Raw genomic sequence first — 22,294 nt, forward strand, 5'->3', positions numbered from 1 at the left:
TTTCAACGTAGACTCGCAGATTTTCAATTAATTATAATTTGTGAATCTCTGGTATTGTTTTTTAAATCGAAATAGTGTTAGTGGCTATAACTCCTTCTAATTTTAAAGCGCCACCGGCAATACTTTGTACTTTTGAAAACGAATGATTTTTTAATATTTCAACCGCTCTTTTACTTCTAATTCCTGATTGGCAATAAACAAGTAGCTTTTTATTTAAATCCAAATCTGATAAATTGTCTTCTAAACCAGCCAATGGAATTTGAATAGCATTCGGCAAACTTATTTTAGGAAATTCATCTTCATTTCTAACATCCAGAAAAAGAACTTCCGGATTGTTTATTTGTTCCAAAGCTTCATTAGCTGTTATTTCTACAGTTGTATTTTCAACAGCATTGTATTTCTTTTCGAAATCCAATTGCTTTAATGGAGTGAAATTGGTTTTAACCAACTCAAATTTTTGCTGGTCATTAGTGAGCATATTGTAAATCAACAATTCGCCTGAAAGTACATTGCCAATTCCAAGAACCATTTTTAAGACTTCATTCGCCTGAAACATCCCGATGATTCCCACTGAAATTCCCATTACTCCGGCATCGACACAATTTTTGCTATTTGCAAATTCGTCTGGAAATAAACAGCGATAGGTTGGTCCGTTTTGATAATTAAACACCGAAAGCTGTCCTTGGAATTTATAAATGGAACCGTAAACAAAAGGTTTATTGGTAACCACACAGGCATCGTTAATTAAATATTTGGTTTGTAAATTATCAGTGGCATCGACCATAATGTCATAATACTCGAATAATTCAAGAGCATTTTTAGCATTTAATGTTTCGGTAATAGCATTAATTTGTATTGAAGGATTTAAAGACAAAGCCATTTCTTTAGCTTCCAATGCTTTTGATTTTCCAACCGCATCACTTTTATAAATTACCTGACGTTGTAGATTGCTGATTTCGATAGCATCATCATCGATAATTCCAATTTCGCCAATTCCGGCTGCTGCCAAATACGGTAAAATTGCCGCACCTAAACCACCGGCACCAATAATCAATACCTTAGCTTGACCTAGTTTTTGCTGGCCTTTTTCGCCAACTTCAGGAAGTATTATTTGTCGATTGTATCGCATAATTGCTACCAATTAAGAAATTGTTTTTTAACCTCCGGCAAAAGGAGGCAATAAAGCAACAACATCATTGCTTATTAACATATAACTATTTGTGTCTTGTACCATTTTTTGATTGACTGCAATGCTGTAAGAAAGCGAGCCTAAATCATATTTTTGTTCCAATTCATCTACTAATTCCTGTAAAGATAAATTAGAAAATGGAATATTTTCTCCTTGTATTTTTGTTTTTTCGGCTACAGCACCAAAATATTTTACACTTAGCATTATTCGGTTACATTTAAATTTTGGAAAATAAATTCATCTTCGCTATATGCTGCTTTAGTAAAAACAGATAACTCCGAAGTATGATTAACCACTTCACCTATAACAATAATTGCTGGTGATGATAATTGATGTTCAGCTACTAAATCAGTTATAGTACTTACTTTTCCAATTACTTTTTTCTGCGTATCCTTTGTTCCGTTTTGAATGATAGCAACCGGTAAATCATCGGTTCTATTGTTTTGATAAATAGAAACGATTTCGTTTAATTTATGCATTCCCATTAAAATCACAACCGTAGCTGATGATTGTGCTGCCAGACTCACATCAGTAGATAGTTTATGTGCCGAAGTAGTTCCGGTGATTACCCAAAAACTTTCCGAAATTCCGCGTTGTGTTAAACTGATTCCGTTAGAAGCAGGAACACCTAAAGCTGAAGATATTCCCGGCACGATAGCTGTTTGCAAACCGTGTTTTTGAGCAAATTCAATTTCTTCACTTCCTCTTCCAAAAACAAATGGATCTCCACCTTTCAATCGCACCACATGACCGTGTTTTTGAGCCATAACCACAATTAATTCATTTATCTGATCCTGAGTATATGCATGACAACCAAAACGCTTGCCCACAAAAACGATTTCAGTTCCTGCCGCAGCATATTGCAACAAATCCTCATTCACCAGTGCATCATAAAGCACTACATCCGCATCTCCTAAAGCTTTGATAGCTTTGATGGTAATTAACTCCACATCGCCAGGTCCAGCTCCTACAATTGTCAACTTTGGTGTGTTAGCATTCTTCATATTCTTCAGTATAAATTGGTATTCAATTCATTTAATTCAGCAAGCGAATTCACATTTCTAAATTGCTTGCTTTTTTCCTCTTCCACTTCAATTATTTGATGATTCACTTTGTTTAATAAGCGCATCATTTTTAAATCATTATCATCTATAGCCTTTTTCAAAATCGGAATCATCTTCTTAGAATAAATTCCTATCAAAGGGTGGATTTTATTGGCATTTGAAAAAACAGAAACCTCAAAATCCGTTGTATGTTTTGCAATTAATTCCAATAAAATTTCTGTTGAAATTAAAGGAATGTCACAACTTAATATCAAATTAATTTCATTTTCTGAATGAACCAATGCCGAATAAATGCCGCCTATTGGCCCTTTATTTAATTCAATATCATTTATTTTCTCATAGGACAAATAATCATAAGCTGATGTATTAGTCACTAATTGTATCTTATTACTAATGGGTAAAGCCGCTTCAATGATATGCTCGATAAAAGCTTTTCCCTGAAAAAGCACCAATCCTTTCTCTGATTGCATTCGGCTGCTTTTGCCTCCACAAAGAATTGATACGGCTACTTTTTCCATTTTCTTTCAATTTAAAAAGGCAAAACTACCACTTCCTCATTAATTTTGATATTTGTAACATCATGAGGTACAACAATCAAACCATTAGCAACTGCAAAAGTATTCAACATTGCCGAACTTTGACTCTCTAAAACAGTTACTTTTTCATCGTCATAAAATGCTTTCAAAAAAAGTGTTTTCCCTGATGTATTTTTAAAATCGCTATTGATTTTTTTCTTCATTTCCGGCAAATGTATTGCTTCAAATCCCATCATTTTTTTCAAGGCAGGAAAAGCATATACATAAAAACAAGTCAGTGAAGAAGCCGGATTTCCCGGTAAAGCAAAGACGATTTTATTTTCTTGTGTTCCAAAAAACAAAGGTTTTCCAGGTTTTTGATTGATCTTATAAAACAACTCAGTCACTCCGTTTTTCAACAAGGCTTCTTTGACATAATCATAATCACCTACCGAAATCCCGCCTGAAATTAACACTACATCAAAATGAGCCAAACAACTTTCTACTGCTTGGATGGTTTTTTTTAAACTGTCTTTTACCTTAAAAATAGACGGTTTTTTAATCCCGATGGTTTGTAAAGCAGCTTCTATCATTAGCGAATTACTCTCGTAAATCTTTCCTTTGGGTAATTTCTTTCCGGCAGGCACTAATTCATTTCCGGTAACTAGTATAGCTACTTTCGGCTTTTGGTACACTTTGATCTTTGTAATTCCTAAACAGGCTAAAAAACCAATAGCAGCCGGAGTAATCACAGTATTTGCATCAAAGACTAATTCGCCTTTTTTAATTTGTTCTCCTTTTTCACGAATATTAGCACAAGGCGCAGGCATTTTTTCAATTTGAAGTACATTTTCTGTTCTTGTTGTATGCTCCTGCATCACCACAGTGTCTGTATCATCCGGAACAAAAGCACCGGTAAAAATGCGAACCGCCTGATTTTTTTCGATTTTTTCATCCAAAAAATCTCCGGCCTGCGAAGTATTTATTACTTCAAATTGGTTCAAGTTGCTGTGTGTAAAAGCATATCCATCCATCGCCGACTGACGAAAAGGAGGCATATTGATAGGAGAATATATTGCTTCTGCCAAAACATATCCTAGTGATTTACTCACTTTGATTTTCGCAATTGGCATTTTACAGCTATTCTCTGCTATTATATTTAAAGCTTCAGCTACTTGAATCATAAAAATAGATTTTTAATATCTAAGTATAAATACTTATGCAAATATACGTAATTTTAGTTTCTAATGTTATAAAATAGTGGTTTTAGGAATCGAAATGCAATAAAAAGAATTAAAAAACCATTTATTGCGAAAAAACAAATATTAATTTGTTTTTTGTTACATATTCTTAAAGTCAAAAGTTTTTAAGTGGGGTAGAAGAGTCAATTTGTCTAATAATCATTTCTAAAAGATTACTCAAAAGGTATAATTAAAGAGGATGTAATTTGCTCTAAAACTTCAAAAGCAGCTTCAGCCATTTTGTTTCCTTTAGTATCTAAAAGCGGATTAATTTCACAAATTTCGATACAAACCACTTTACGTGAAGCTATAATTTGGTTAATAACAGCAATAATTTCATATTGATCAAAACCTTTAGAGACTGGAGTTCCGGTTCCATTAGAAACTAAATCACAATCCATAGAATCAACATCAAAAGAAACATAAATCATGTCACAATGTATTAATTGTGCCAATGCTCTTTCAACACAATTTTCCAATCCTTTGAAACGAACTTCTTCTACTTTAAAATTCTTAATTCCTAAATCAGAAATGAGATGATCTTCGGCTTCTTCGGTATCGCGAACACCAAAATAAATCAAATGTTCATGATCTATTTTTGGTTCTTCAATACCAATACTTTTCATTTCGACCCAATGTTGTTGGGTTTCTGGAATAACATCATTGATTTGATATTTTAAATTATCAAAACCTAAAGCAGCTGCTAAAGGCATTCCATGAATATTACCTGATGGAGAAGTATATGGTGAATGTATATCAGCATGTGCATCTATCCAGATTACTCCTAGGGTCTTATCCGGATACATGGCTTTAATACCGCTAATAGTTCCTAATGCAGAGGAATGATCTCCTGATAGTACAATTGGAAAAAAATGGGCTTCCAAAGCACGTTTTACGGTGTGTGATACCCTTGAACATTGTTCTAATACAAACTCAATTCTTTTGGCAAATGTATTTTGCGTCTTATCGTAAATGGTTTCGTTATGTGTTTTGACATCTTCAAAAGTGTATTGATTGAAATAATCACTACCGCGATTTATTGCCGCAACTTCTAAGGCGTCAATCCCTAAATCTGAACCACGGGTTCCTCCACCAATATCTGAACGATTCTTGATTAATTTTACAAGGCGATCCATAAAAATATTATTTAAAATCGTTTAATGCTTTTTCGATAATAGATAGACAATCTTTAATTTGTGCTTCAGTAATTACTAAAGGCGGAGCTAAACGAATTTTGTTTCCATGAGTAGGTTTGGCCAGCAAACCATAATCCCTGAATTTTAAACAAATTTCCCAAGCCAAATCAGATTCTTCCTCACAATCAATTACAATGGCGTTCAATAATCCTTTTCCTCGTACTAACGAAATTAAAGGATTTTTTGAAGCAATAGCATTCAATCCGTCTCTTAAAATGACACCTAAACGTTCCGCATTTTCGGCTAATTTTTCTTCATTTATAACTTCAAGTGCAGCAATAGCTACCGCAGCTGCAACAGGATTTCCTCCAAAAGTAGAACCGTGTTGTCCCGGTTTAATTACATTCATAATGGCATTATTGGCTAGAACAGCCGAAACAGGATATACACCTCCCGACAAAGCTTTTCCTAAAATAAGAATATCAGGTTGCACATTTTCATGTTGCACCGCTAATAATTTTCCTGTACGCGCAATTCCGGTTTGCACTTCATCAGCTATGAACAATACATTGTGTTTTTCGCATAATGCTTTGGCTTTCGCCAAATAACCTTCACTAGGCACATAAACTCCTGCTTCACCCTGAATAGGTTCTACCAGAAAACCTGCAATATTTTTAGAGGATTCCAATACTTTTTCTAAAGCATCCAGATTATCGTATTCTATTTTGATAAAACCTTCAGTAAAAGGACCAAAACTTTTGCGAGCCGTTTCGTCATTGGAAAAAGAAATAATAGTAGTCGTTCTACCATGAAAATTATTCTCACAAACAATAATCTGCGCTTGATTCTCATGAATTTTCTTTACTTCATATGCCCATTTTCTACATAATTTCAATGCAGTTTCTACAGCCTCAGCACCAGTATTCATGGGTAATACTTTATCAAAACCAAAATACTTCGTTACATATTCTTCATAAACGCCTAATTGGTCATTATAAAAAGCTCTTGAAGTTAAAGTTAGTTTTTGTGCTTGTTCGATCATTGCCCCAACAATTTTAGGATGACAATGTCCTTGATTTACTGCTGAGTAAGCCGATAAAAAATCATAATATTTTTTACCATCAACATCCCAAACAAATACTCCTTCACCTTTTTCCAGAACTACCGGTAAGGGATGGTAATTATGAGCGCCATAATTATTTTCTTTATTTATTAATGATTCTGATTTAGAAGATAGTATTTGCTGTGTTTGTTCCATGATTGTTATGTTATTACTCTAATATTACAAAATTACGTATATTTTATGGGCTGTCAAAACCTCAAACTAAGAGTTGTTAAGGTAATAAAAGTAGGTAGTGGAGTAAAAAAAAGAAGTTTTTTCAAGTTCAGGTTTATACACTTTTATTGGATTAATTTTCAGATATTTGTAGATATACCTCAAACAATTACGATATTGCACTACATGAAAAAAATTATATTCCTTCTTGCCTACAGCTGTTTAGCTTCCTGTCAGGGTACTAAAGAGATTACTTCTCAAAAGATAATTAGTCCCGTAAAATATACTAACTCCATAACTGCTGAGGAGTTAAAAACGCATCTTTATATTGTAGCCAGTGACTCAATGGAAGGGAGAGAAACGGGATCAGTAGGGCAAAAAAGGGCAGGGAAATACCTTATAAGTCAATATCAAAAAAACAAAATCCCATTTCCTAAAGGAGCTCAAAATTATTACCAACCAATTCCGGCAGCTTTTTTAAATGCAAGAAAAAATGAAAATTTATCAGATTCTGAAAACATTTGGGCATTCATAGAAGGTTCTGAAAAACCGAATGAAATAATTGTGGTTTCGGCACATTACGATCATGTGGGAGTAAAAAATAATGCGATTTTCAACGGTGCTGATGACGATGGTTCCGGAACGGTTGCTTTACTCGAAATTGCTGAAGCTTTTCAGTTGGCCAAAAAAGAAGGGCATGGACCCAAACGTTCTGTTTTGATTCTTCATGTAACGGGTGAAGAACATGGTTTACATGGTTCTCGCTATTATACCGAAAATCCTTTGTTTCCAATAAAAAATACAGTTGCCGATATTAATATAGATATGATAGGACGCCGTGATGAAGCGCATAGTAATTCGAATAATTATGTTTATTTGATTGGAGCGGACAGACTTTCAAGTGAATTAGATAAAATTTGTAGAACTGTTAATGATAATTATGTTCACTTAGATTTAGATTACAAATTCAATGCATTAAATGATCCTAATAATTTTTATCGTCGTTCTGATCACTACAATTTTGCAGTATTAGGAGTTCCATCTGTTTTTATTTTTAACGGAACCCATGCTGATTATCATCGAAAAACAGATACTCCGGACAAAATTGAATATGATGCTTTAGCAAAAAGAACCCAACTTGCTTTTAACATCGCCTGGGAATTAGCTAATAGAGAAAATAGAATTGTTGTTGATAAAAAATAAGACGTTATGTTTCCACAAGAATTACACTAATTAACACGAAATGCTTTTTAGTTATAATTACACGAATCTGCCAAAGGCAGAAAAAATTTGTGTAATTAAAGTTTGACTGCATTCAACTTTGTGTTAATTAGTGAAATCTGTGTGTAACATTTTTTATTTTGAACTTTGTGGAAAACTTAGCGAACTTTGCGGTTACTATTATTACGTTACATTGATACTACATAAAAAATGAAATTTAAAGCCGTATTATTTGACCTTGACGGCACCTTGGTCAACTCACTTATAGATATCGCCGATTCAATCAATAAAGTTCTTGAGGAACGCAATTTTCCTACTCACAGTTATGAAGTTGTTAATAATTTTATAGGCAGTGGACTAAGAAATCTAGTTACTAAAGCGCTTCCTGAGACCCACAAAGACGAAGCTTCTATCGAAAGTACTTTTCAAGCAATGATGACAACGTATCGCGAGAATTGTACCAATAAAACATTTGCTTATGACGGAATTGTGGAATTGTTGGATGCATTAAAATCTAAGAACATTAAACTTGCCATTTTATCTAATAAAGCAGATGAATTGACTAAAAAAATTGGACTTACATTATTCTCGGATTATTTCGACATTGTTTTAGGTTTAAAAAGTGAAGCAACTAAGAAACCAAATCCTTTAGCAGCAATTGAAATCAGTAATGAATTTGGGGTTTCACCCGAAGAATTTCTCTACGTAGGTGATTCAGGTATTGATATGCAAACGGCTAAAAATGCTAATATGCATGCCGTAGGAGTGCTTTGGGGCTATAGACCAAAAGAAGAATTAGTTGCCGAAGGCGCTCAATCAATTATCAGTCATCCATTAGAGTTAATAGAACTTTTGTAATTTTAGAATACTAAAAAAATGAAATACAAATGCATCATTTTTGATTGCGATGGCGTACTGGTGGATAGCGAAGCAATTTCTATAGGAACCTTAGTGAATATGGCAGCAACGCATGGCGCCATTATTGATGAAAATTATGCGCATCAACTCTTTTTAGGAAAGTCATTGGAATTTTGTTTCGAATATATTGCTGAATTAGCCAATAAAAAATTACCGGTTGATTTTGAAGAAGAATTCAGAAGACGCACTTTTGAATCTTTTAAAAATGAACTGCAACCTATAAAAGGAATACATGAATTATTATCCAAAATTAATGTTCCAATTGGCGTAGCTTCGAATGGTCCTGCTGATAAAATTAGGCTTAATTTAACCACCACGAAACTGATTGATAAATTCAACGGGAATATCTTTAGTGCTTACGATATTAACAGTTGGAAACCCAATCCTGAATTGTATCTGCATGCAGCTAAAACCATGGGATTTGAAGTTGCCGACTGTGTTATTATCGAGGACAGTCCAGCCGGAGTTCAGGCCGCTTTAGCCGGAGGTTTTGATGTTTTCGGTTTCAGCAATCATACTAATTTGGAAGCTTTACAGCAAATGAACATTCCTTTATTTGATGATATGGCTCAACTTGATTTACTTTTGCAATAAATATTAAAACTACAATGACGACACATCTGGCTTTACTTCGCGGTATCAACGTTTCTGGACATAATATGATGAAAATGGATGCCTTGCAAAAAATGCTTGAAAATATGGGATTCACTAATGTAACGACATATATTCAAACTGGAAATGTTTTTGTGAGCTGTGAAGAAGAAAATCCGGCAGCAGTGGGGTTCAAAATCAAACAGGAAATTTTCAAAACCTTTGGTCATGATGTTCCTGTTGTAGTGATTAATAAAGAACACTTAATTGCCTGTCAGGAAAACAATCCTTTTTTGAAAGCCGCTGATGTGGATACTAAAAAACTCTATGTGGCTTTTGTTTCAATGGAATTACACAAAGACAGAATTCATGATCTTAAAATGAGTGCAGTAAAACCTGATGAAGTGCATATTGATAAAAACAGAATCTTTATTAAATATGCAGTTTCGGCCGGAAAAACTCGATTAGATCAAAAATACATTGAAAAAAAGCTCAATTTAACCGCTACAATTCGCAACTGGAATACAGTAATACATTTGTTGAAAATGTACGAAGAGCAGGAATTTTAAAATTTAGCATTATCAACTTACTATAAATTTGGTTCCAAAAATAAGATTATAACAAAAAGTTGTATTCCTATTTCTAATTCCATAAAAACAACACTAACTAAGTAATTTGGTGAATTTAAATAAGTATTAATACTTATTTTTTAGTTACATTTGTTTTGTAAACTTGAGTTCTACTCATCGCTTAATCCAAAAACAAATGAGAGGAATTAATACCGATTGTACCAGTTGCATCAATAGCAATTGTTTTATAAAGAAACATGTGCATTTGGAAAAGATGCAGGATTACATGTTAGAAAAAACGAACTATACCTGTAAAAAGGGCCAGCAATTTATGATTGAAGGAGCTCCAATTCAGGGATTGTATTTTATTTATAAAGGAAAAGTAAAGGTTTTAAAAACCGGAATTTACGGAAGAGAACAAATTGTTCGTCTGAGTAATGATGGAGAAACGATTGGTTTTAGAGGATTTGGAACCAGCAATCGTTATTTAATTGCGGCATCAGCTATTGAGGATACTGTTTTGTGTAATTTTAGTAATGATGTGATGCATTCGATTCTAAAAACAATTCCTGAATTCACTTATGATATGATGTTGTTTTATGCCGAAGAATTGAATAAAAGCGAGAACAGAGTTAAGAAAATTGCCCAAATGAATGTTCGTGAAAGAGTAATCGATATACTGTTGTATTTGCAGAAAAAATTTGGACACACTAATAATTTGCTTAATATCAATCTTTCCAGAAAAGAAATTGCAGATTTTGCCGGTACTACCGATGAACAAGTAACCCGAATTCTTTCCAGTTTAAAAAGAGAAGGTGTTATTAAAATTGTAAACAAAAAAATTGGTTTACTTCAGGTTGAAAAATTAAACGCCGAAATTATAGAGCATAAATAAATCAGTGTTGTACTGAAAAATAATACCCCAAATTCGCAAATTATTTCAATAACTAATATTTTAAAATTTGCGAATTTGCGGTGTGAACATTTTTTAGAAGCCAAAGAGGAATGTACTGAAAAAGTGCATAGTTAAATTCGATTTGGAGACAAATAAATACTACTCTAAAGTCTTCAAAATAGCTTTTCGTTTTATTTTTCCGCTTTCAGTAGATTCAAATTCTGGGACAAAAAAGTAAGCTTTCGGTTTTTCGTATTTATCCAATGCGTTAAAAATAGCCTCATCTATTTCCTGTTTTTCGCCTTCGACAACTAAGACTAATTTTTCGCCTAAAAGGGCATCAGCAATTCCTCCAACAAAAAAACGGGAAGAGATATGATCACTCAATTTTTCTTCAATTTTTTCAGGAATAAGTTTTACGCCTCCGCTATTGACCACATTATCAATACGGCCTAAAAGCATAAATTCCTGTTCATTAATAATTTGAACCAAATCATTAGTAAACAAACGTTCATCACTAACTAATGGTGCGTCAATGACTAAACATTCTTTTTCATCTTGAGAAATATGTACATTAGGTAAAATTGAAAAAGCTTGTTTTCCAATTTTTTTGGCAGCAATATGCGTAATGGTTTCGGTCATTCCGTAGGTTTCATATACTTTCGTTTTTATACCTAAGAGTTTTTGCTCTAAGCTGCTCTCCATTTTGGCTCCACCAATAATGAGTTTTTTTACTTTATGTAATTCGTCTAAAGAATTTTGAACCTGCATAGGAACCATAGCCACAAAATCGTATTCTTTAGTCAAATTTGCCAAAGGATTTGCGCTAGGCGGAACAATATCAATGGCTAATCCAAGAATAAAACTTCTTACGAGCATCATTTTGCCCGCAATAAATTGAACCGGCAGACAACACAAAGCAGTATCGCCCGGTTTTAATTCAAAAAAATCTCCCGTAGCTAAAGCTGAATTTACTAATGCTTGTTTGCTTTTTCGAATGATTTTAGGAGTTCCGGTAGTTCCTGAAGTTTGTAAATCGATAAACCAGTTATCATCAAACCAGTCTAATAAAAATTTACCAATTGCCTTTTCATAGTCTTCTCCTTCTTTAATTAGGTAATATGCAGCTATGCGCAATCCGTGACTATCCAGATGTTCTCCGTTGTATTTAAAATAATTATGAATGTTCTTGTAAGTAACTCTTTTCATGAATTAATGCTTTGAATCTATCGTTCCAGTTAATTTTTCTTTCCAATTTTTCCATTGGTATTTTCTACTAAAGATAAGTAAAAGCACAGGGTAAATCAAGACAACCGGCATAATAATGTCAAATCCTGCGTTAGGTACAGAAAGATCTTTAAAAATTGAATTTGTTTGAAAAGCTGACCAATCTGAAGTAACCAATAAAGCCCCGATGAGATTATTTGCGGCATGAAAACCTAAGGCTAATTCCATTCCATCGTCCATAAGAGTTATGATTCCTAAAAACAATCCTGTCCCTATGTAATAGACAAAAATGATGTTCCCAATTTTAGCTACTTCGGGATTAAATAGATGCATTCCGCCAAAAATTAACGAAGTCATTACTAAAGGAAACCATCTGTTTTGTGCCAAATTTGCAAACCCCTGCATCAAATAACCTCTAAAAACATATTCTTCTGTACTTGTTTGAATGGGGATTAAAAGGACAGCAATGACAAATAATATAGTAAAGGGAATAGGTTTGAAATTGAATACATACAATTCGGGATTTAAAAAGACATAAACCAGAACAGAAACTATGGAGATGATAGCCCAAAGTCCAAAAGAAAACCAGATTCTGTTCCAATCGATTTTTTTTCTGGAAGTCGTAAGCGAAAGCATTGTTTGTTTGTGCATATAATTCACAACAAAATAAATTCCGGCAAAAGCAAAAACAAAGGAAAGGAGAATTAAGAAAAAGGTTAGGTTGGAATCAAGAAAATGCATAACACCTTCGTTCGTCATGGGATAATTTTCTCCTGTTAAAGCCGTTTTGACTAAAACGGTAATGACTAACGGGATTTGTCCTATAAAAGACATGGTAATTATTACGGCCGAGCCCAATAAATATTTCCAAAATTTATTCTGTTTTCGAATGGCTTGTTTTATAAACATACATTTTATGGATTAAAGTAGTACTATTAAACTTTCAAAAGCTATTTTTGTTTCTTCGAAAATACCCTTTTTATTTTAAACTTAAAGAATAGAACGCATGATTAAAGTATATCATAATCCACGTTGTGGGAAATCAAGAAATTGCTTGGCTTTTTTAGAAAATACTAATCAGGATTATACAATCGTTAAATATTTAGAAGAAGTTCCAACTAAGGAAGAACTTATTAATTTGTTAAATAAGTTAAATATCAAGCCTTTAGGATTGGTGCGTCAAAAAGAAAAAATTTGGACTGAAAATTACAAAAATCTGGAAATGAACGATGATGCCATTATTGAGGCGATGATTACTCATCCTATTTTGATTGAAAGACCTATAATAGTCAAAGATAATGAAGCAATAATAGCCCGTGAAATGGATAAGATTGAAGCCTTCTTTAAATCGAAATAGGCTTTTAACATTTATTTAATAAATTGATTTTAAACCAAATCCGGTTTTTTAATTCAAAAGAAAAAACAAAAAATATAAAAATGCGACAAACATTAAGAATCTTTTTAAGCCTTTGCTTACTTTTTACCAGCCTGATCAATTTTGCCAAATCAATAGATCCAATTAAGGATAAGGTTAAAATTTCAGGTACTGTAATTGAAAAAGCGACCAAACAACCTCTTGAATATGCGACTGTTACGATTACAGATACTAAGAATCCTAAAATGATTACCGGAGGAATTACTAATGCTAAAGGGGGATTCACAATTGAGGTTGCTCCCGGGATTTACAATATTAAAATCGAATTTATTTCTTTTAAATCTATAGAGTTCAATCAGCGTAGTCTTGAAAAAAATATCGATTTAGGTGTTATTGCCCTTTCTGAAGATGCCGCTCAATTGAATGAAGTGGTGGTTCGTGCCGAAAAATCGACAGTTGAAATAAAATTAGATAAGAAAGTGTACAATGTAGGTCAGGATATGATTGTTAAAGGAGGAACGGTAAGTGATGTACTTGAAAATGTTCCTTCAGTAACAGTAGATGTGGAAGGAAATGTGAGTTTACGAGGCAACGAAAACGTACGTATTTTTATCGATGGTCGTCCTTCGAATTCTTTGAATATGGCCGATGCTTTACGTCAAATTCCTGCTGATGCTATTGATAAAGTAGAAGTAATAACTAACCCTTCAGCCCGTTATGATGCCGAAGGAGGAGCCGGAATCTTAAATATTGTACTGAAAAAAGGAAAAAATCAGGGCTTTAACGGAAGTTTTATAGTCTCAACAGGAATTCCTGAAACTTATGGTTTAAGCGCTAACTTAAATTACAAAACCGAAAAATTAAACTTTTTCACTTCAACCGGATATGATTATAGAACTAGTGAAGGAAGAGGTTTAACGCATTCTACTTTGTTAGATACTAACAAAGACATTAGTGGTTATACAAATGAGGACAAAAACACGGAGCGTCTTAGAAAAGGAATTTCTACAAAAACAGGAGTAGAATGGACTATAACTCCAAATACTTTTTGGACGAATGCTATTAGTTATCGTGACAATAGCGGAACTAATGAAGATCATGTGCAATTCCTTTCTTATGATCAAAATCGGGAATATTTATCTACGCGTTACCGTAAAGGTGTAGGGAATGATATAGGTAAAGATTTAGAATTAACTTCAAATTTCATAAAAAACTTTAATGATAAAGGACACAAATGGACTGCTGATATTTCATATACTACTAATAAAGATGCTGATAATTCACTTATTACAAACTATTTTGTAGAAAATATAAATGATAAAACATATGACTACACCACTAATAATCAAAAACAATATCAGTTTCAAGCACAAACCGATTATGTATTGCCTTTTGAAAATGGAAGTCAATTTGAAGCAGGATACAAAGGAAATTTTAACAACTTAAGAAATCCTTATGATGTTTTTGTAGATGGAACTTTTGTAAATGGTGTTTTCGACAATGGTGTTAGAAAGGACAGTTTATCTAATACCTTAGAATATAGAGAACGAATCAATGCAGTATATTCTCAATATGGATCTAAAATCAATAAATTCTCTTATTTATTAGGATTACGCTGGGAAGATACTCATATCGAAGTTAATTCATTAGAAGAGCCAAGTATTGATTATAATACTAAAAAATACAGCTATTTCTTTCCTAGTGCGTTCTTAACTTATGAGTTGTCTGATGAAAGCAGTCTTTCTTTAAGTTACAGTAAGCGTTTAACCAGACCAAGAGGTCGTTTTTTAAATCCGGCAACAAATTACTCCAGTAATATTAATTTATTTAGAGGAAATCCAGATTTAAATCCTTCGTTGACAGATAAATTTGATGTTGGTTATTTGAAAAAATGGGATAAAGTTACTTTTAGTACTTCGATGTTTTTTGAAAATACTAATGACGTTTTCTCTTTTGTAAGAACTGAAACAGGAGAATATGTTGGGAACAATCCTGTAGTTTTAAGTAAACCAATCAATTTAGCTAAGGAACAACAATTTGGTTTTGAATTTACCTTGAATTATACACCGTTTAAAAAATGGAAAATAAACAGTAGTTTTAACTTCTCAAATGTTAAAACAAGTGGTGAATACAAATACACTATATTAGAAAACAATCAATCTGTTGATAAAATTCAAGATCTTAATAACGAAGCTTTTTCATGGTTTTCAAGGTTGAATTCTCGTTTAACACTTCCTGCAAAAATTGACTGGCAATTAACCGGAATGTATTTTGGTCCTAAAAATACAGCACAAGGAAAGAGCTTGGGGAATTATGTTATAAATATGGCTTTTAGCAAAGACATTTTAAAAGATAAAGCGACTTTAGCATTAAATGTAAGTGATTTGTTTAATTCCAGAAAAATGATAAATGAGACTAACTTAACTAGTGTAATGTCTTATAGTGAATTTCAATGGAGAAGAAGACAAATTAATCTGTCATTTACCTATCGTTTGAATATGAAGAAAACGGATAAGGATAAAAATATGCCAAAAAACAACGGAGACGGTGGCGGAGAAGGAGGCGGTGATTTTCCTGGCTAATAATTGAGATAAGTACTAAATACAAAAAGCACAGTATTACACTGTGCTTTTCGCGTTTTTAGAAGTTGTTTATAGATTCGGCCGTTTTAAAAAACGGTCGAATTTATTCCAATTCTTATTTTTCAAAGTCAACTCTTACTTTGTATTCATTCGATTTTAAAATGTTCTCAATAGAACCAAAAGTGGCGATTGTTTTTTGATATTCTTTTTCTTTTTTCAAAGCAATTTGTCTTAATGCATTTTGAAAACGACTTACTTCTTTCAAGGTAGTAAGGATTAAACCTGGAACAGGGGTGTTTTTTCCTTCCTTATCTTTGGCAACCATAGTGAAATAAGAAGAATTACAGTGTTTAATTATTCCAGATTGAATGTTTTCGGCCTCAACACGAATACCAATAATCATAGAACTGTTTCCTACATAATTCACGCTTGCTTTCATAGTTAGCAGTTCGCCTACTTCAACCGGTTTCAGGAAGTTTACAGTATCTACCGATGCTGTTACACAATAATTTCCGGAAAATTTAGAACCACAGGCAAAGGCAATTTGGTCCATTAAAGATAAAATATAGCCCCCGTGAATTTTTCCGCTAAAATTAGTATGCGAAGGCAACATTAATTCGGATATCGTTATTTTTGAAGAATCAACAGTTTTGTATTCGAGACTCATAAAAAGTATTTTTTTAGATAATTTTGATTTAAAGATCTTGTTTTTCAGTAGCCAAAAGTACAAAATCTGATTTTGGTGCTTCGCATAATGAACAGCAATAGTCAGCAGGAAGATCTTCAAACAGGACTCCTTTTTTAATTCCTTGTACCGCATCACCAAATTCAGGATTGTAAATAGTCAAGCATTCTGAACATTGATATATTTCGTGTTCCTGATGTTCTTTTTTGGTTGCAGCAGTTGTTGCATTATTTTCTACAGTTGTGACATTTCCTAATTCATTAAAGTATTTTTTGCTTAATTCGATTAAAATACTTGGCAATTCCAGTTTGTCGATATCTTGTGTATGAACAATGTATTCTCTGGTATTTGGGTCAAAATGTTTCGCATACAAGACATTATAGGTGTCTCTGATTTTAATTGATTCTAAATCTTTTGGCAGCATATTTTTTTCAATTACAATAGAGGTAAAATAATGCCCTTCTCGATTGTAATCGGAAATTCCAAAAGTTAATCCGTAAGTACTAATGTCAAATTGATCTAATGTTCTTACTAAGAATGTTTTTAGATTCAAAGACCAATCTGTAGCTACCGGCAAATGCCAGTTAAGTTCCAGTAAGGAATGACGCACATTGATCCCTTTTTTTCCAAGGAATTTTTCCCAATCCAGTTTTCGGTCCTTCGGAATTCCTTTGATAATAAAAGATTTCCAGGGAGTGATACATATTTTTCCGATTTTACAATCAAAACACAAATCACACATTTCCTTTAAAAATTCTAAATCATAAAGGTTGTTTCTCCAATACAATCCTAACCAGTATTGATCGATACCTAAACGGTTCATTCCCTCATAATATGGAAATGGATAAAAAGGAATATTTAAAGCTTTATCGATAGTTCGGTTATTTGAATCTATATTTTCGCTAACCAAATTGAAAATCATGTCAATTCCAATAGCTTCTTCGCTAACAATACGTTCTATTTCATAATAAATTTTGGCAATATCCCAGCTGTAAATCAATACAGGATATACTTCCATGCGCTGCCACTTAGGTAAACGGATATATAAGTACCAATAATCTTCATGTTCTGAAGCAATAAAGTTGATATGTCCGGTAAATAATGGAACTAATTGTTGTTTTGGGTCGGTGATATTAACTTTTAGAACAGGTTGTTCTTTGAATTGTTCTAAGATATACAGGAATTTATTACCGGTAAGCCAAGGTGTATTTCTAAAAATATCCGTAGAAACATAAGAAGAAACAATGTTGTTTCCGCTTTGTTCATTTGGATAAACGATATGTAGTTTTCCATTGTTTTCAGCTTCTGAATATTTGAAACCATTAGGGAAAATAATATCTTGTCTGGAACCAAAAGAAATGTTTTTCAAACCTTGTTCCAAACTTAGGTTGACAATGTTTTTTAACTCGCCTGGCGAAAGAACGCCTCCTTTTACTATTAATCGTGTTAATTCCATGTTGTTTCTTTTTAGTGAAAAGTGAGTAGTGAAAAGTGATTAGTTTTAATCTAATTACTATTTACTGATCACTAGTTACTCATTTGCATTTAGCTAAAATCTCTTTTACTTCGGTTTTACAACTTCCGCATCCTAGTCCGGCTCCGGTTGATTTACATAATTCAGTAAAATTAGTAGTTCCGGCTTTGATTGCTTCTTCAATATTTCCACTTCCTACCTGACTGCAGGAGCAAACTAGTTTACCTACGACCGGCTTAGCATTCGCATTACTTCCGCGTAGTAATTGGTTTCGTTTGTCTGACAATTCAATTTTGCTTTCAATCATCGTTTTGAATTCGGCAAATTCGTTTTTGTCACCCATCAAAATGGCTCCAACCAGTAAATCGTCTTTTACAATACATTTCTTGTAGTATCGTTTTTTCAAATCAGAGAAAATAATTTCTTCGTAACTATCATCGTTCTCTGGAATAGTTACTTCACCAATACTACAAAGATTAATGTCTTCTAATTTTAAAATGTTCATCAATATAGAACCTTTGTAATAACTGCTGATATCACCTGCAAAATAGTTGGCTAAAATATCAGCTTGTTCTTCGGCTGCAGAAGTAATCCCGAATAATTTTCCATTAAATTCGGCAATTTCTCCAATAGCAAATACATCTGGATTTGAAGATTGTAAATACTGATTTACTTTTACGCCACGACCACAAGCAATACCTGCTTCTTTAGCAATTTCAATATTTGGAACAGTTCCAATTGCGTACACAATAGCATTGGCAGTTAATATTCTACCACTTTTTAGTGCAATTTCCAGTTCGTTTGGATTATTCGATTCAAAAACGGTACTTACTTCATTATCAAAATAAATTTGAATGTCTCTCAACTGAACTTCCTCAGCTAATAACTTACAGGAAATACGATCCAATTGACGCTCCATTAAACGGGAAGCTCGTTGAATAACGGTGATTTTTACTTTTTTATGTTTTAAAGCAGCCGCTAATTCTAACCCAAGCAAACCACCACCTACAATTACTACGTGTTGGTTTTCTGGTGCCAAATTAGTTTGGTCCAAATAGTTTTTCAATCGGTCAGCATCTTCTTTTCTACGCATGGTAAAACGTCCTGGTAAATGTAACTGAGCATTTTCAGGAATAAATGGACGACTACCTGTGGCCAGAATCAAACGATCAAAAATATGCGTTTCACCACGACTGTCAGTGATTGTTTTATTAACGGTGTCAATGTTGTCAATACTAACAGAAGGTTTTAATTTGATATTAAGTTTACTTAAGCCGTCATCCGTTCGGATTTTTAATAGGTTTTCCCATGATAGTTCATTGGTAACATATTCAGGTAAAAGTACACGGTTGTAAAATGGATTGGCTTCATTAGAGAAAACTACAATTTCATCAGTTGAATTGAGTTCTCTGTAATTTTGTATAAATCGGAACGAAGCCGCTCCAGCACCTACAATTGCTATTTTTTGAAATGGTTTTTCGTATTTTTTTACCGCTACGGCAGTATATTTAAAATCAGGTTCTTTAGAAACAGGGTCAACCAAGGTATTGGTAAGGTTGTTGGTTCTGTTTAAGTCATTTTCTAATTGTTTTCCCCAGTGCATGGGTAAGAATACAACGCCTTCTTTGATGGTATCTGTAATATTTGCCTTTACGCGAACGTCTCCGTTTCGGCTACTAATAACTACTACATCGCCGTTTTCGATACCTGATTTGAAAGCATCAATTGGATTGATTTCTAATAAAGGATTCGGTATGTGTGATAATAATCGGGATACTTTTCCTGTTTTGGTCATGGTATGCCATTGGTCTCTGATACGACCAGTGGTTAGTATAAGTGGATATTTATCATCTGGTTCCACCGAAGTATTTTCAATTGTAGTTGGTAAATTGAAAATTGCTTTTTGTGAAGGAGTATAGAATTTTCTATCGGTAAAAAGGCGGGGAGTTCCTGGGTGTCCATAATCAGAAACTGGCCACTGGAAAGTTCCTTCGTGTTTTAATCGGTTGTAATTAAGGTAAGAAACATCGATATTAGTGTTCTTAGTCATTTGGGTGTATTCCTTATAAACTTCTTCTGGTGTATTGAAATCAAAACCAGAAAACCCCATTTTTTTAGCAAAACGGGTAAGGATTTCAAAATCTGGAAGCGCTTCTCCCGGCGCATTTATTCCTTTAGGCAGGTATGAAATTCGTCTTTCAGAATTGGTCATTGTACCTTCCTTTTCTAACCATCCTGCAGCAGGAAGTAATAAGTCGGCAAATTTAGCCGTATCCGCATTATGTGATATTTCCTGAACAACCACAAATTTGGCATTTTTTAAAGCTCTTTCAGCTTGTCTTGAATTAGGCAAACTTACCATTGGATTGGTACAAATAATCCATACGGCTTTCATTTTACCTGATTCCAATGCTTCAAACATTTCGGTAGCTGTTAGTCCGGGTTTTTCTGAAATGGAATCTACTCCCCAAAAATCAGCTACTTCCTGACGGTGTTCCGGATTAGCTAATTCTCTGTGAACGGCTAACAAATTTGCCATTCCGCCTACTTCTCGACCACCCATAGCATTAGGCTGACCGGTTAATGAAAAAGGTCCGGAACCCGGTTTACCTACATGACCTGTAAGCAGTGAAATATTAAGAAGTGCAGTGTTTTTATCAACTCCCACAGCGCTTTGATTTAATCCCATTGCCCAGAGACTGAGGAAACCTTGAGCTTTCCCAATTAAATCGGCAGCTAAATCAATTTCTTTAATGCTAATACCACACAATTGAGTCGCTTTTTCCAAAGAAGTTGATAATACTAATTCTTTGTAAGACTCAAAGTTTTCAGTATGTTTTTTGACAAAGTCAATATCGGCATAACCTTTTTCAATAATTCTTTTGGCTAAAGCGTGATATAAAATGATGTCGCTTCCTGGTAAAATTTGTAAATGTAAATCGGCTGATAGCGCCGTATCTGTTTTACGTGGATCAATTACAATTACTTTTATATTTGGGTTTTTCTCGCGGTGTTGTTCTAAACGTCTAAAGAGAATAGGGTGGCACCAGGCTGGATTAGCTCCGGTAATTAAAAAAGTATCGGCTAATTCAATGTCTTCATAAGCAATAGGAACAGCATCTTCTCCAAAAGTTTTTTTGTAACCTGCCACTGCTGAACTCATGCAAAGACGGGAATTAGTGTCTATATTGTTAGTTTTTAGAAAACCTTTTACCAGTTTGTTTACCAGATAATATTCTTCTGTTAAACATTGTCCGGATATATAGAAGCCCACACTGTCAGGCCCATGTTTTTTTATTATTGAAGAAAATACGGCAGCAGCACGATCTAAACCCTCGTCCCAACTAACACGCCCCATAGGATGTGATTTACTCCAGCGCATTTCAGGAGAAAGAATCCTGTCAGATGTGTCATTGGCAACATAATGAAGGTTCATTCCTTTAGAACAAAGCATTCCTCTGTTTACAGGATGGTCAATGTCTCCTTTTACCGTAACTCCATTACTGGAATCTTTACTAACGATGATTCCACATCCCACTCCACAATATGAACACGTAGTTTTGATTTCTGAATTTTGCATTATCCTTATGTGTTTTTAATGGCGAACTCTTTATTAAACTTATTAGTTTGTGTTTAAAATGTAAAAATACGTATTAATTAAGTATAAATACGTATTTATTTGATTTATTTTTCAAGTTTGCCAAAAAAATAATAGAAATCTAAAATAATGCTTTTAATCTTTTTTTTTGTTAAAAAAACGATGATTATTTAAAAAAAATAACATTTAGATAAGAACGAAATTTTTGAATTTACCTATGAAAACAGATAACTAATAACATAAATGAACAAAATAGTATTGTTTTATATGTTGTCAGAGGTAATTCCGCTTTTATTTGGTAAATTCTTTGGATGTCCTTATTATAATTGAGGTGGGTAGTTTTTGGAATCTTTTAAATTATAGAGTCAGATTTTTAATTGATGTTTTAAAACGTTATTTAAAGAACTTCAAAATCTATGTAGGTGATTCTTTTTATCTTATCTATTCTTTGTAAATAAACCTATTATTTATGATAGTATATCTCTTCATTTACTATTTAGTTTATTTAATAAAATCGAAGCTTTTTAATTCTGTTTTTTATAATAAATCTCTTTTTTTCTTAGTAGAATTAGTTACTAAGTTCTTTTTACTACGTATGAAATGTGTTGTAATCTTGCGTTTTATAAGGGTTTGTGTTGTTTTATTGCGTTTTAGCAAGTTTTTAAGAAGTTTTTATACACTAAATACTTGTAATAAAAAGCTGTTTCTTGTTGGTTTTTAAGTGGTTTTTACGTAGAT

At 33.3% G+C, this 22,294-nt stretch carries 19 protein-coding genes; 7 read left to right on the forward strand and 12 right to left on the reverse strand.

Annotation, left to right across the window (positions count from 1 at the left end; translation table 11 throughout):
- Positions 1 to 61: 61 nt before the first annotated feature.
- The 7 genes from AAEO59_RS09875 to rocD all read right to left on the reverse strand — a co-directional run bounded on the left by AAEO59_RS09875 (position 62) and on the right by rocD (position 6,403).
- A complete protein-coding gene (locus AAEO59_RS09875; protein WP_341700572.1) occupies positions 62 to 1,129 on the reverse strand; it encodes a HesA/MoeB/ThiF family protein in 1,068 nt (355 codons plus the stop codon).
- Positions 1,130 to 1,156: 27 nt separating this feature from the next.
- A complete protein-coding gene (locus AAEO59_RS09880; RefSeq protein WP_341700573.1) occupies positions 1,157 to 1,393 on the reverse strand; it encodes a MoaD/ThiS family protein in 237 nt (78 codons plus the stop codon).
- Positions 1,393 to 2,193, reverse strand: coding sequence for a uroporphyrinogen-III C-methyltransferase (cobA, locus tag AAEO59_RS09885; RefSeq protein WP_341700574.1), 801 nt, complete (start codon positions 2,191 to 2,193; stop codon positions 1,393 to 1,395). The genes AAEO59_RS09880 and cobA overlap by 1 nt, the downstream gene beginning before the upstream one ends.
- Positions 2,194 to 2,198: 5 nt before the next feature.
- Positions 2,199 to 2,771: a molybdenum cofactor guanylyltransferase gene (locus tag AAEO59_RS09890; protein WP_341700575.1), complete on the reverse strand. Its 573-nt coding sequence runs from the start codon at positions 2,769 to 2,771 to the stop codon at positions 2,199 to 2,201.
- An 11-nt stretch (positions 2,772 to 2,782) separates the two neighbouring features.
- Positions 2,783 to 3,952, reverse strand: coding sequence for a molybdopterin molybdotransferase MoeA (locus AAEO59_RS09895; protein ID WP_341700576.1), 1,170 nt, complete (start codon positions 3,950 to 3,952; stop codon positions 2,783 to 2,785).
- Between the two features lie 230 nt (positions 3,953 to 4,182).
- A complete protein-coding gene (locus tag AAEO59_RS09900) occupies positions 4,183 to 5,145 on the reverse strand; it encodes an arginase (protein ID WP_341700577.1) in 963 nt (320 codons plus the stop codon).
- A gap of 7 nt (positions 5,146 to 5,152) precedes the next feature.
- On the reverse strand, positions 5,153 to 6,403 hold the full coding sequence (gene rocD / locus AAEO59_RS09905; RefSeq protein WP_341700578.1) for an ornithine--oxo-acid transaminase: 1,251 nt from the start codon (positions 6,401 to 6,403) through the stop codon (positions 5,153 to 5,155).
- 204 nt (positions 6,404 to 6,607) lie between these two features.
- On the opposite strand from rocD, the gene AAEO59_RS09910 reads away from it, so the two are divergent.
- From AAEO59_RS09910 to AAEO59_RS09930, 5 genes are all read left to right on the forward strand, one after another.
- Positions 6,608 to 7,624, forward strand: a complete 1,017-nt coding sequence (locus AAEO59_RS09910; protein ID WP_341700579.1) for a M28 family peptidase — start codon at positions 6,608 to 6,610, stop codon at positions 7,622 to 7,624.
- A 228-nt stretch (positions 7,625 to 7,852) separates the two neighbouring features.
- Positions 7,853 to 8,500 carry an HAD family hydrolase gene (locus AAEO59_RS09915; protein WP_341700580.1) on the forward strand — a complete coding sequence of 216 codons (648 nt, stop codon included), beginning with the start codon at positions 7,853 to 7,855 and terminating at the stop codon, positions 8,498 to 8,500.
- A gap of 18 nt (positions 8,501 to 8,518) precedes the next feature.
- Positions 8,519 to 9,154 (forward strand): HAD family hydrolase, encoded by a 636-nt coding sequence (locus tag AAEO59_RS09920; protein ID WP_341700581.1) that lies wholly within the window; start codon positions 8,519 to 8,521, stop codon positions 9,152 to 9,154.
- A 14-nt stretch (positions 9,155 to 9,168) separates the two neighbouring features.
- Positions 9,169 to 9,720, forward strand: coding sequence for a DUF1697 domain-containing protein (locus AAEO59_RS09925; RefSeq protein WP_341700582.1), 552 nt, complete (start codon positions 9,169 to 9,171; stop codon positions 9,718 to 9,720).
- A gap of 196 nt (positions 9,721 to 9,916) precedes the next feature.
- Positions 9,917 to 10,615 carry a Crp/Fnr family transcriptional regulator gene (locus tag AAEO59_RS09930; protein ID WP_341700583.1) on the forward strand — a complete coding sequence of 233 codons (699 nt, stop codon included), beginning with the start codon at positions 9,917 to 9,919 and terminating at the stop codon, positions 10,613 to 10,615.
- Positions 10,616 to 10,774: 159 nt separating this feature from the next.
- Here the strand turns inward: AAEO59_RS09930 and AAEO59_RS09935 are convergent, their stop codons facing one another.
- Together AAEO59_RS09935 and AAEO59_RS09940 are read right to left on the reverse strand one after the other, a co-directional pair.
- Entirely contained in the window at positions 10,775 to 11,824 is a 1,050-nt protein-coding gene (locus tag AAEO59_RS09935; protein WP_341700584.1) for an AMP-binding protein, read from the reverse strand.
- A 3-nt stretch (positions 11,825 to 11,827) separates the two neighbouring features.
- The gene (locus AAEO59_RS09940) at positions 11,828 to 12,751 is read right to left on the reverse strand and encodes a CPBP family intramembrane glutamic endopeptidase (RefSeq protein ID WP_341700585.1); all 924 of its coding nucleotides are present in this window, start codon (positions 12,749 to 12,751) and stop codon (positions 11,828 to 11,830) included.
- A gap of 97 nt (positions 12,752 to 12,848) precedes the next feature.
- Between AAEO59_RS09940 and arsC the strand changes: the two genes are divergently transcribed.
- Positions 12,849 to 13,199 (forward strand): arsenate reductase (glutaredoxin), encoded by a 351-nt coding sequence (gene arsC / locus AAEO59_RS09945; protein ID WP_341700586.1) that lies wholly within the window; start codon positions 12,849 to 12,851, stop codon positions 13,197 to 13,199.
- Positions 13,200 to 13,279: 80 nt separating this feature from the next.
- A complete protein-coding gene (locus tag AAEO59_RS09950; RefSeq protein ID WP_341700587.1) occupies positions 13,280 to 15,799 on the forward strand; it encodes a TonB-dependent receptor domain-containing protein in 2,520 nt (839 codons plus the stop codon).
- A 115-nt stretch (positions 15,800 to 15,914) separates the two neighbouring features.
- Here the strand turns inward: AAEO59_RS09950 and AAEO59_RS09955 are convergent, their stop codons facing one another.
- The 3 genes from AAEO59_RS09955 to AAEO59_RS09965 form a co-directional block, all read right to left on the reverse strand.
- The gene (locus tag AAEO59_RS09955) at positions 15,915 to 16,466 is read right to left on the reverse strand and encodes an acyl-CoA thioesterase (RefSeq protein WP_341700588.1); all 552 of its coding nucleotides are present in this window, start codon (positions 16,464 to 16,466) and stop codon (positions 15,915 to 15,917) included.
- Positions 16,467 to 16,494: 28 nt separating this feature from the next.
- Positions 16,495 to 17,940 (reverse strand): rubredoxin, encoded by a 1,446-nt coding sequence (locus AAEO59_RS09960; protein ID WP_341700589.1) that lies wholly within the window; start codon positions 17,938 to 17,940, stop codon positions 16,495 to 16,497.
- Between the two features lie 79 nt (positions 17,941 to 18,019).
- Positions 18,020 to 21,538 carry a molybdopterin-dependent oxidoreductase gene (locus tag AAEO59_RS09965; protein WP_341700590.1) on the reverse strand — a complete coding sequence of 1,173 codons (3,519 nt, stop codon included), beginning with the start codon at positions 21,536 to 21,538 and terminating at the stop codon, positions 18,020 to 18,022.
- Between the last annotated feature and the right edge of the window lie 756 nt (positions 21,539 to 22,294).

The organism is Flavobacterium flavipallidum, from assembly GCF_038289905.1.
GTDB lineage: Bacteria > Bacteroidota > Bacteroidia > Flavobacteriales > Flavobacteriaceae > Flavobacterium > Flavobacterium flavipallidum.

Coding starts and splice junctions, on each gene's coding strand:
- arsC (WP_341700586.1), top strand. CDS start 12,849: ATGATTAAAGTATATCATAATCCACGTTGTGGGAAATCAAGAAATTGC.
- AAEO59_RS09925 (WP_341700582.1), top strand. CDS start 9,169: ATGACGACACATCTGGCTTTACTTCGCGGTATCAACGTTTCTGGACAT.
- AAEO59_RS09930 (WP_341700583.1), top strand. CDS start 9,917: ATGAGAGGAATTAATACCGATTGTACCAGTTGCATCAATAGCAATTGT.
- rocD (WP_341700578.1), bottom strand. CDS start 6,403: ATGGAACAAACACAGCAAATACTATCTTCTAAATCAGAATCATTAATA.
- AAEO59_RS09955 (WP_341700588.1), bottom strand. CDS start 16,466: ATGAGTCTCGAATACAAAACTGTTGATTCTTCAAAAATAACGATATCC.
- AAEO59_RS09895 (WP_341700576.1), bottom strand. CDS start 3,952: ATGATTCAAGTAGCTGAAGCTTTAAATATAATAGCAGAGAATAGCTGT.
- AAEO59_RS09900 (WP_341700577.1), bottom strand. CDS start 5,145: ATGGATCGCCTTGTAAAATTAATCAAGAATCGTTCAGATATTGGTGGA.
- AAEO59_RS09880 (WP_341700573.1), bottom strand. CDS start 1,393: ATGCTAAGTGTAAAATATTTTGGTGCTGTAGCCGAAAAAACAAAAATA.
- AAEO59_RS09875 (WP_341700572.1), bottom strand. CDS start 1,129: ATGCGATACAATCGACAAATAATACTTCCTGAAGTTGGCGAAAAAGGC.
- AAEO59_RS09940 (WP_341700585.1), bottom strand. CDS start 12,751: ATGTTTATAAAACAAGCCATTCGAAAACAGAATAAATTTTGGAAATAT.
- AAEO59_RS09935 (WP_341700584.1), bottom strand. CDS start 11,824: ATGAAAAGAGTTACTTACAAGAACATTCATAATTATTTTAAATACAAC.
- AAEO59_RS09950 (WP_341700587.1), top strand. CDS start 13,280: ATGCGACAAACATTAAGAATCTTTTTAAGCCTTTGCTTACTTTTTACC.
- AAEO59_RS09960 (WP_341700589.1), bottom strand. CDS start 17,940: ATGGAATTAACACGATTAATAGTAAAAGGAGGCGTTCTTTCGCCAGGC.
- AAEO59_RS09910 (WP_341700579.1), top strand. CDS start 6,608: ATGAAAAAAATTATATTCCTTCTTGCCTACAGCTGTTTAGCTTCCTGT.
- AAEO59_RS09915 (WP_341700580.1), top strand. CDS start 7,853: ATGAAATTTAAAGCCGTATTATTTGACCTTGACGGCACCTTGGTCAAC.
- AAEO59_RS09965 (WP_341700590.1), bottom strand. CDS start 21,538: ATGCAAAATTCAGAAATCAAAACTACGTGTTCATATTGTGGAGTGGGA.
- AAEO59_RS09920 (WP_341700581.1), top strand. CDS start 8,519: ATGAAATACAAATGCATCATTTTTGATTGCGATGGCGTACTGGTGGAT.
- cobA (WP_341700574.1), bottom strand. CDS start 2,193: ATGAAGAATGCTAACACACCAAAGTTGACAATTGTAGGAGCTGGACCT.
- AAEO59_RS09890 (WP_341700575.1), bottom strand. CDS start 2,771: ATGGAAAAAGTAGCCGTATCAATTCTTTGTGGAGGCAAAAGCAGCCGA.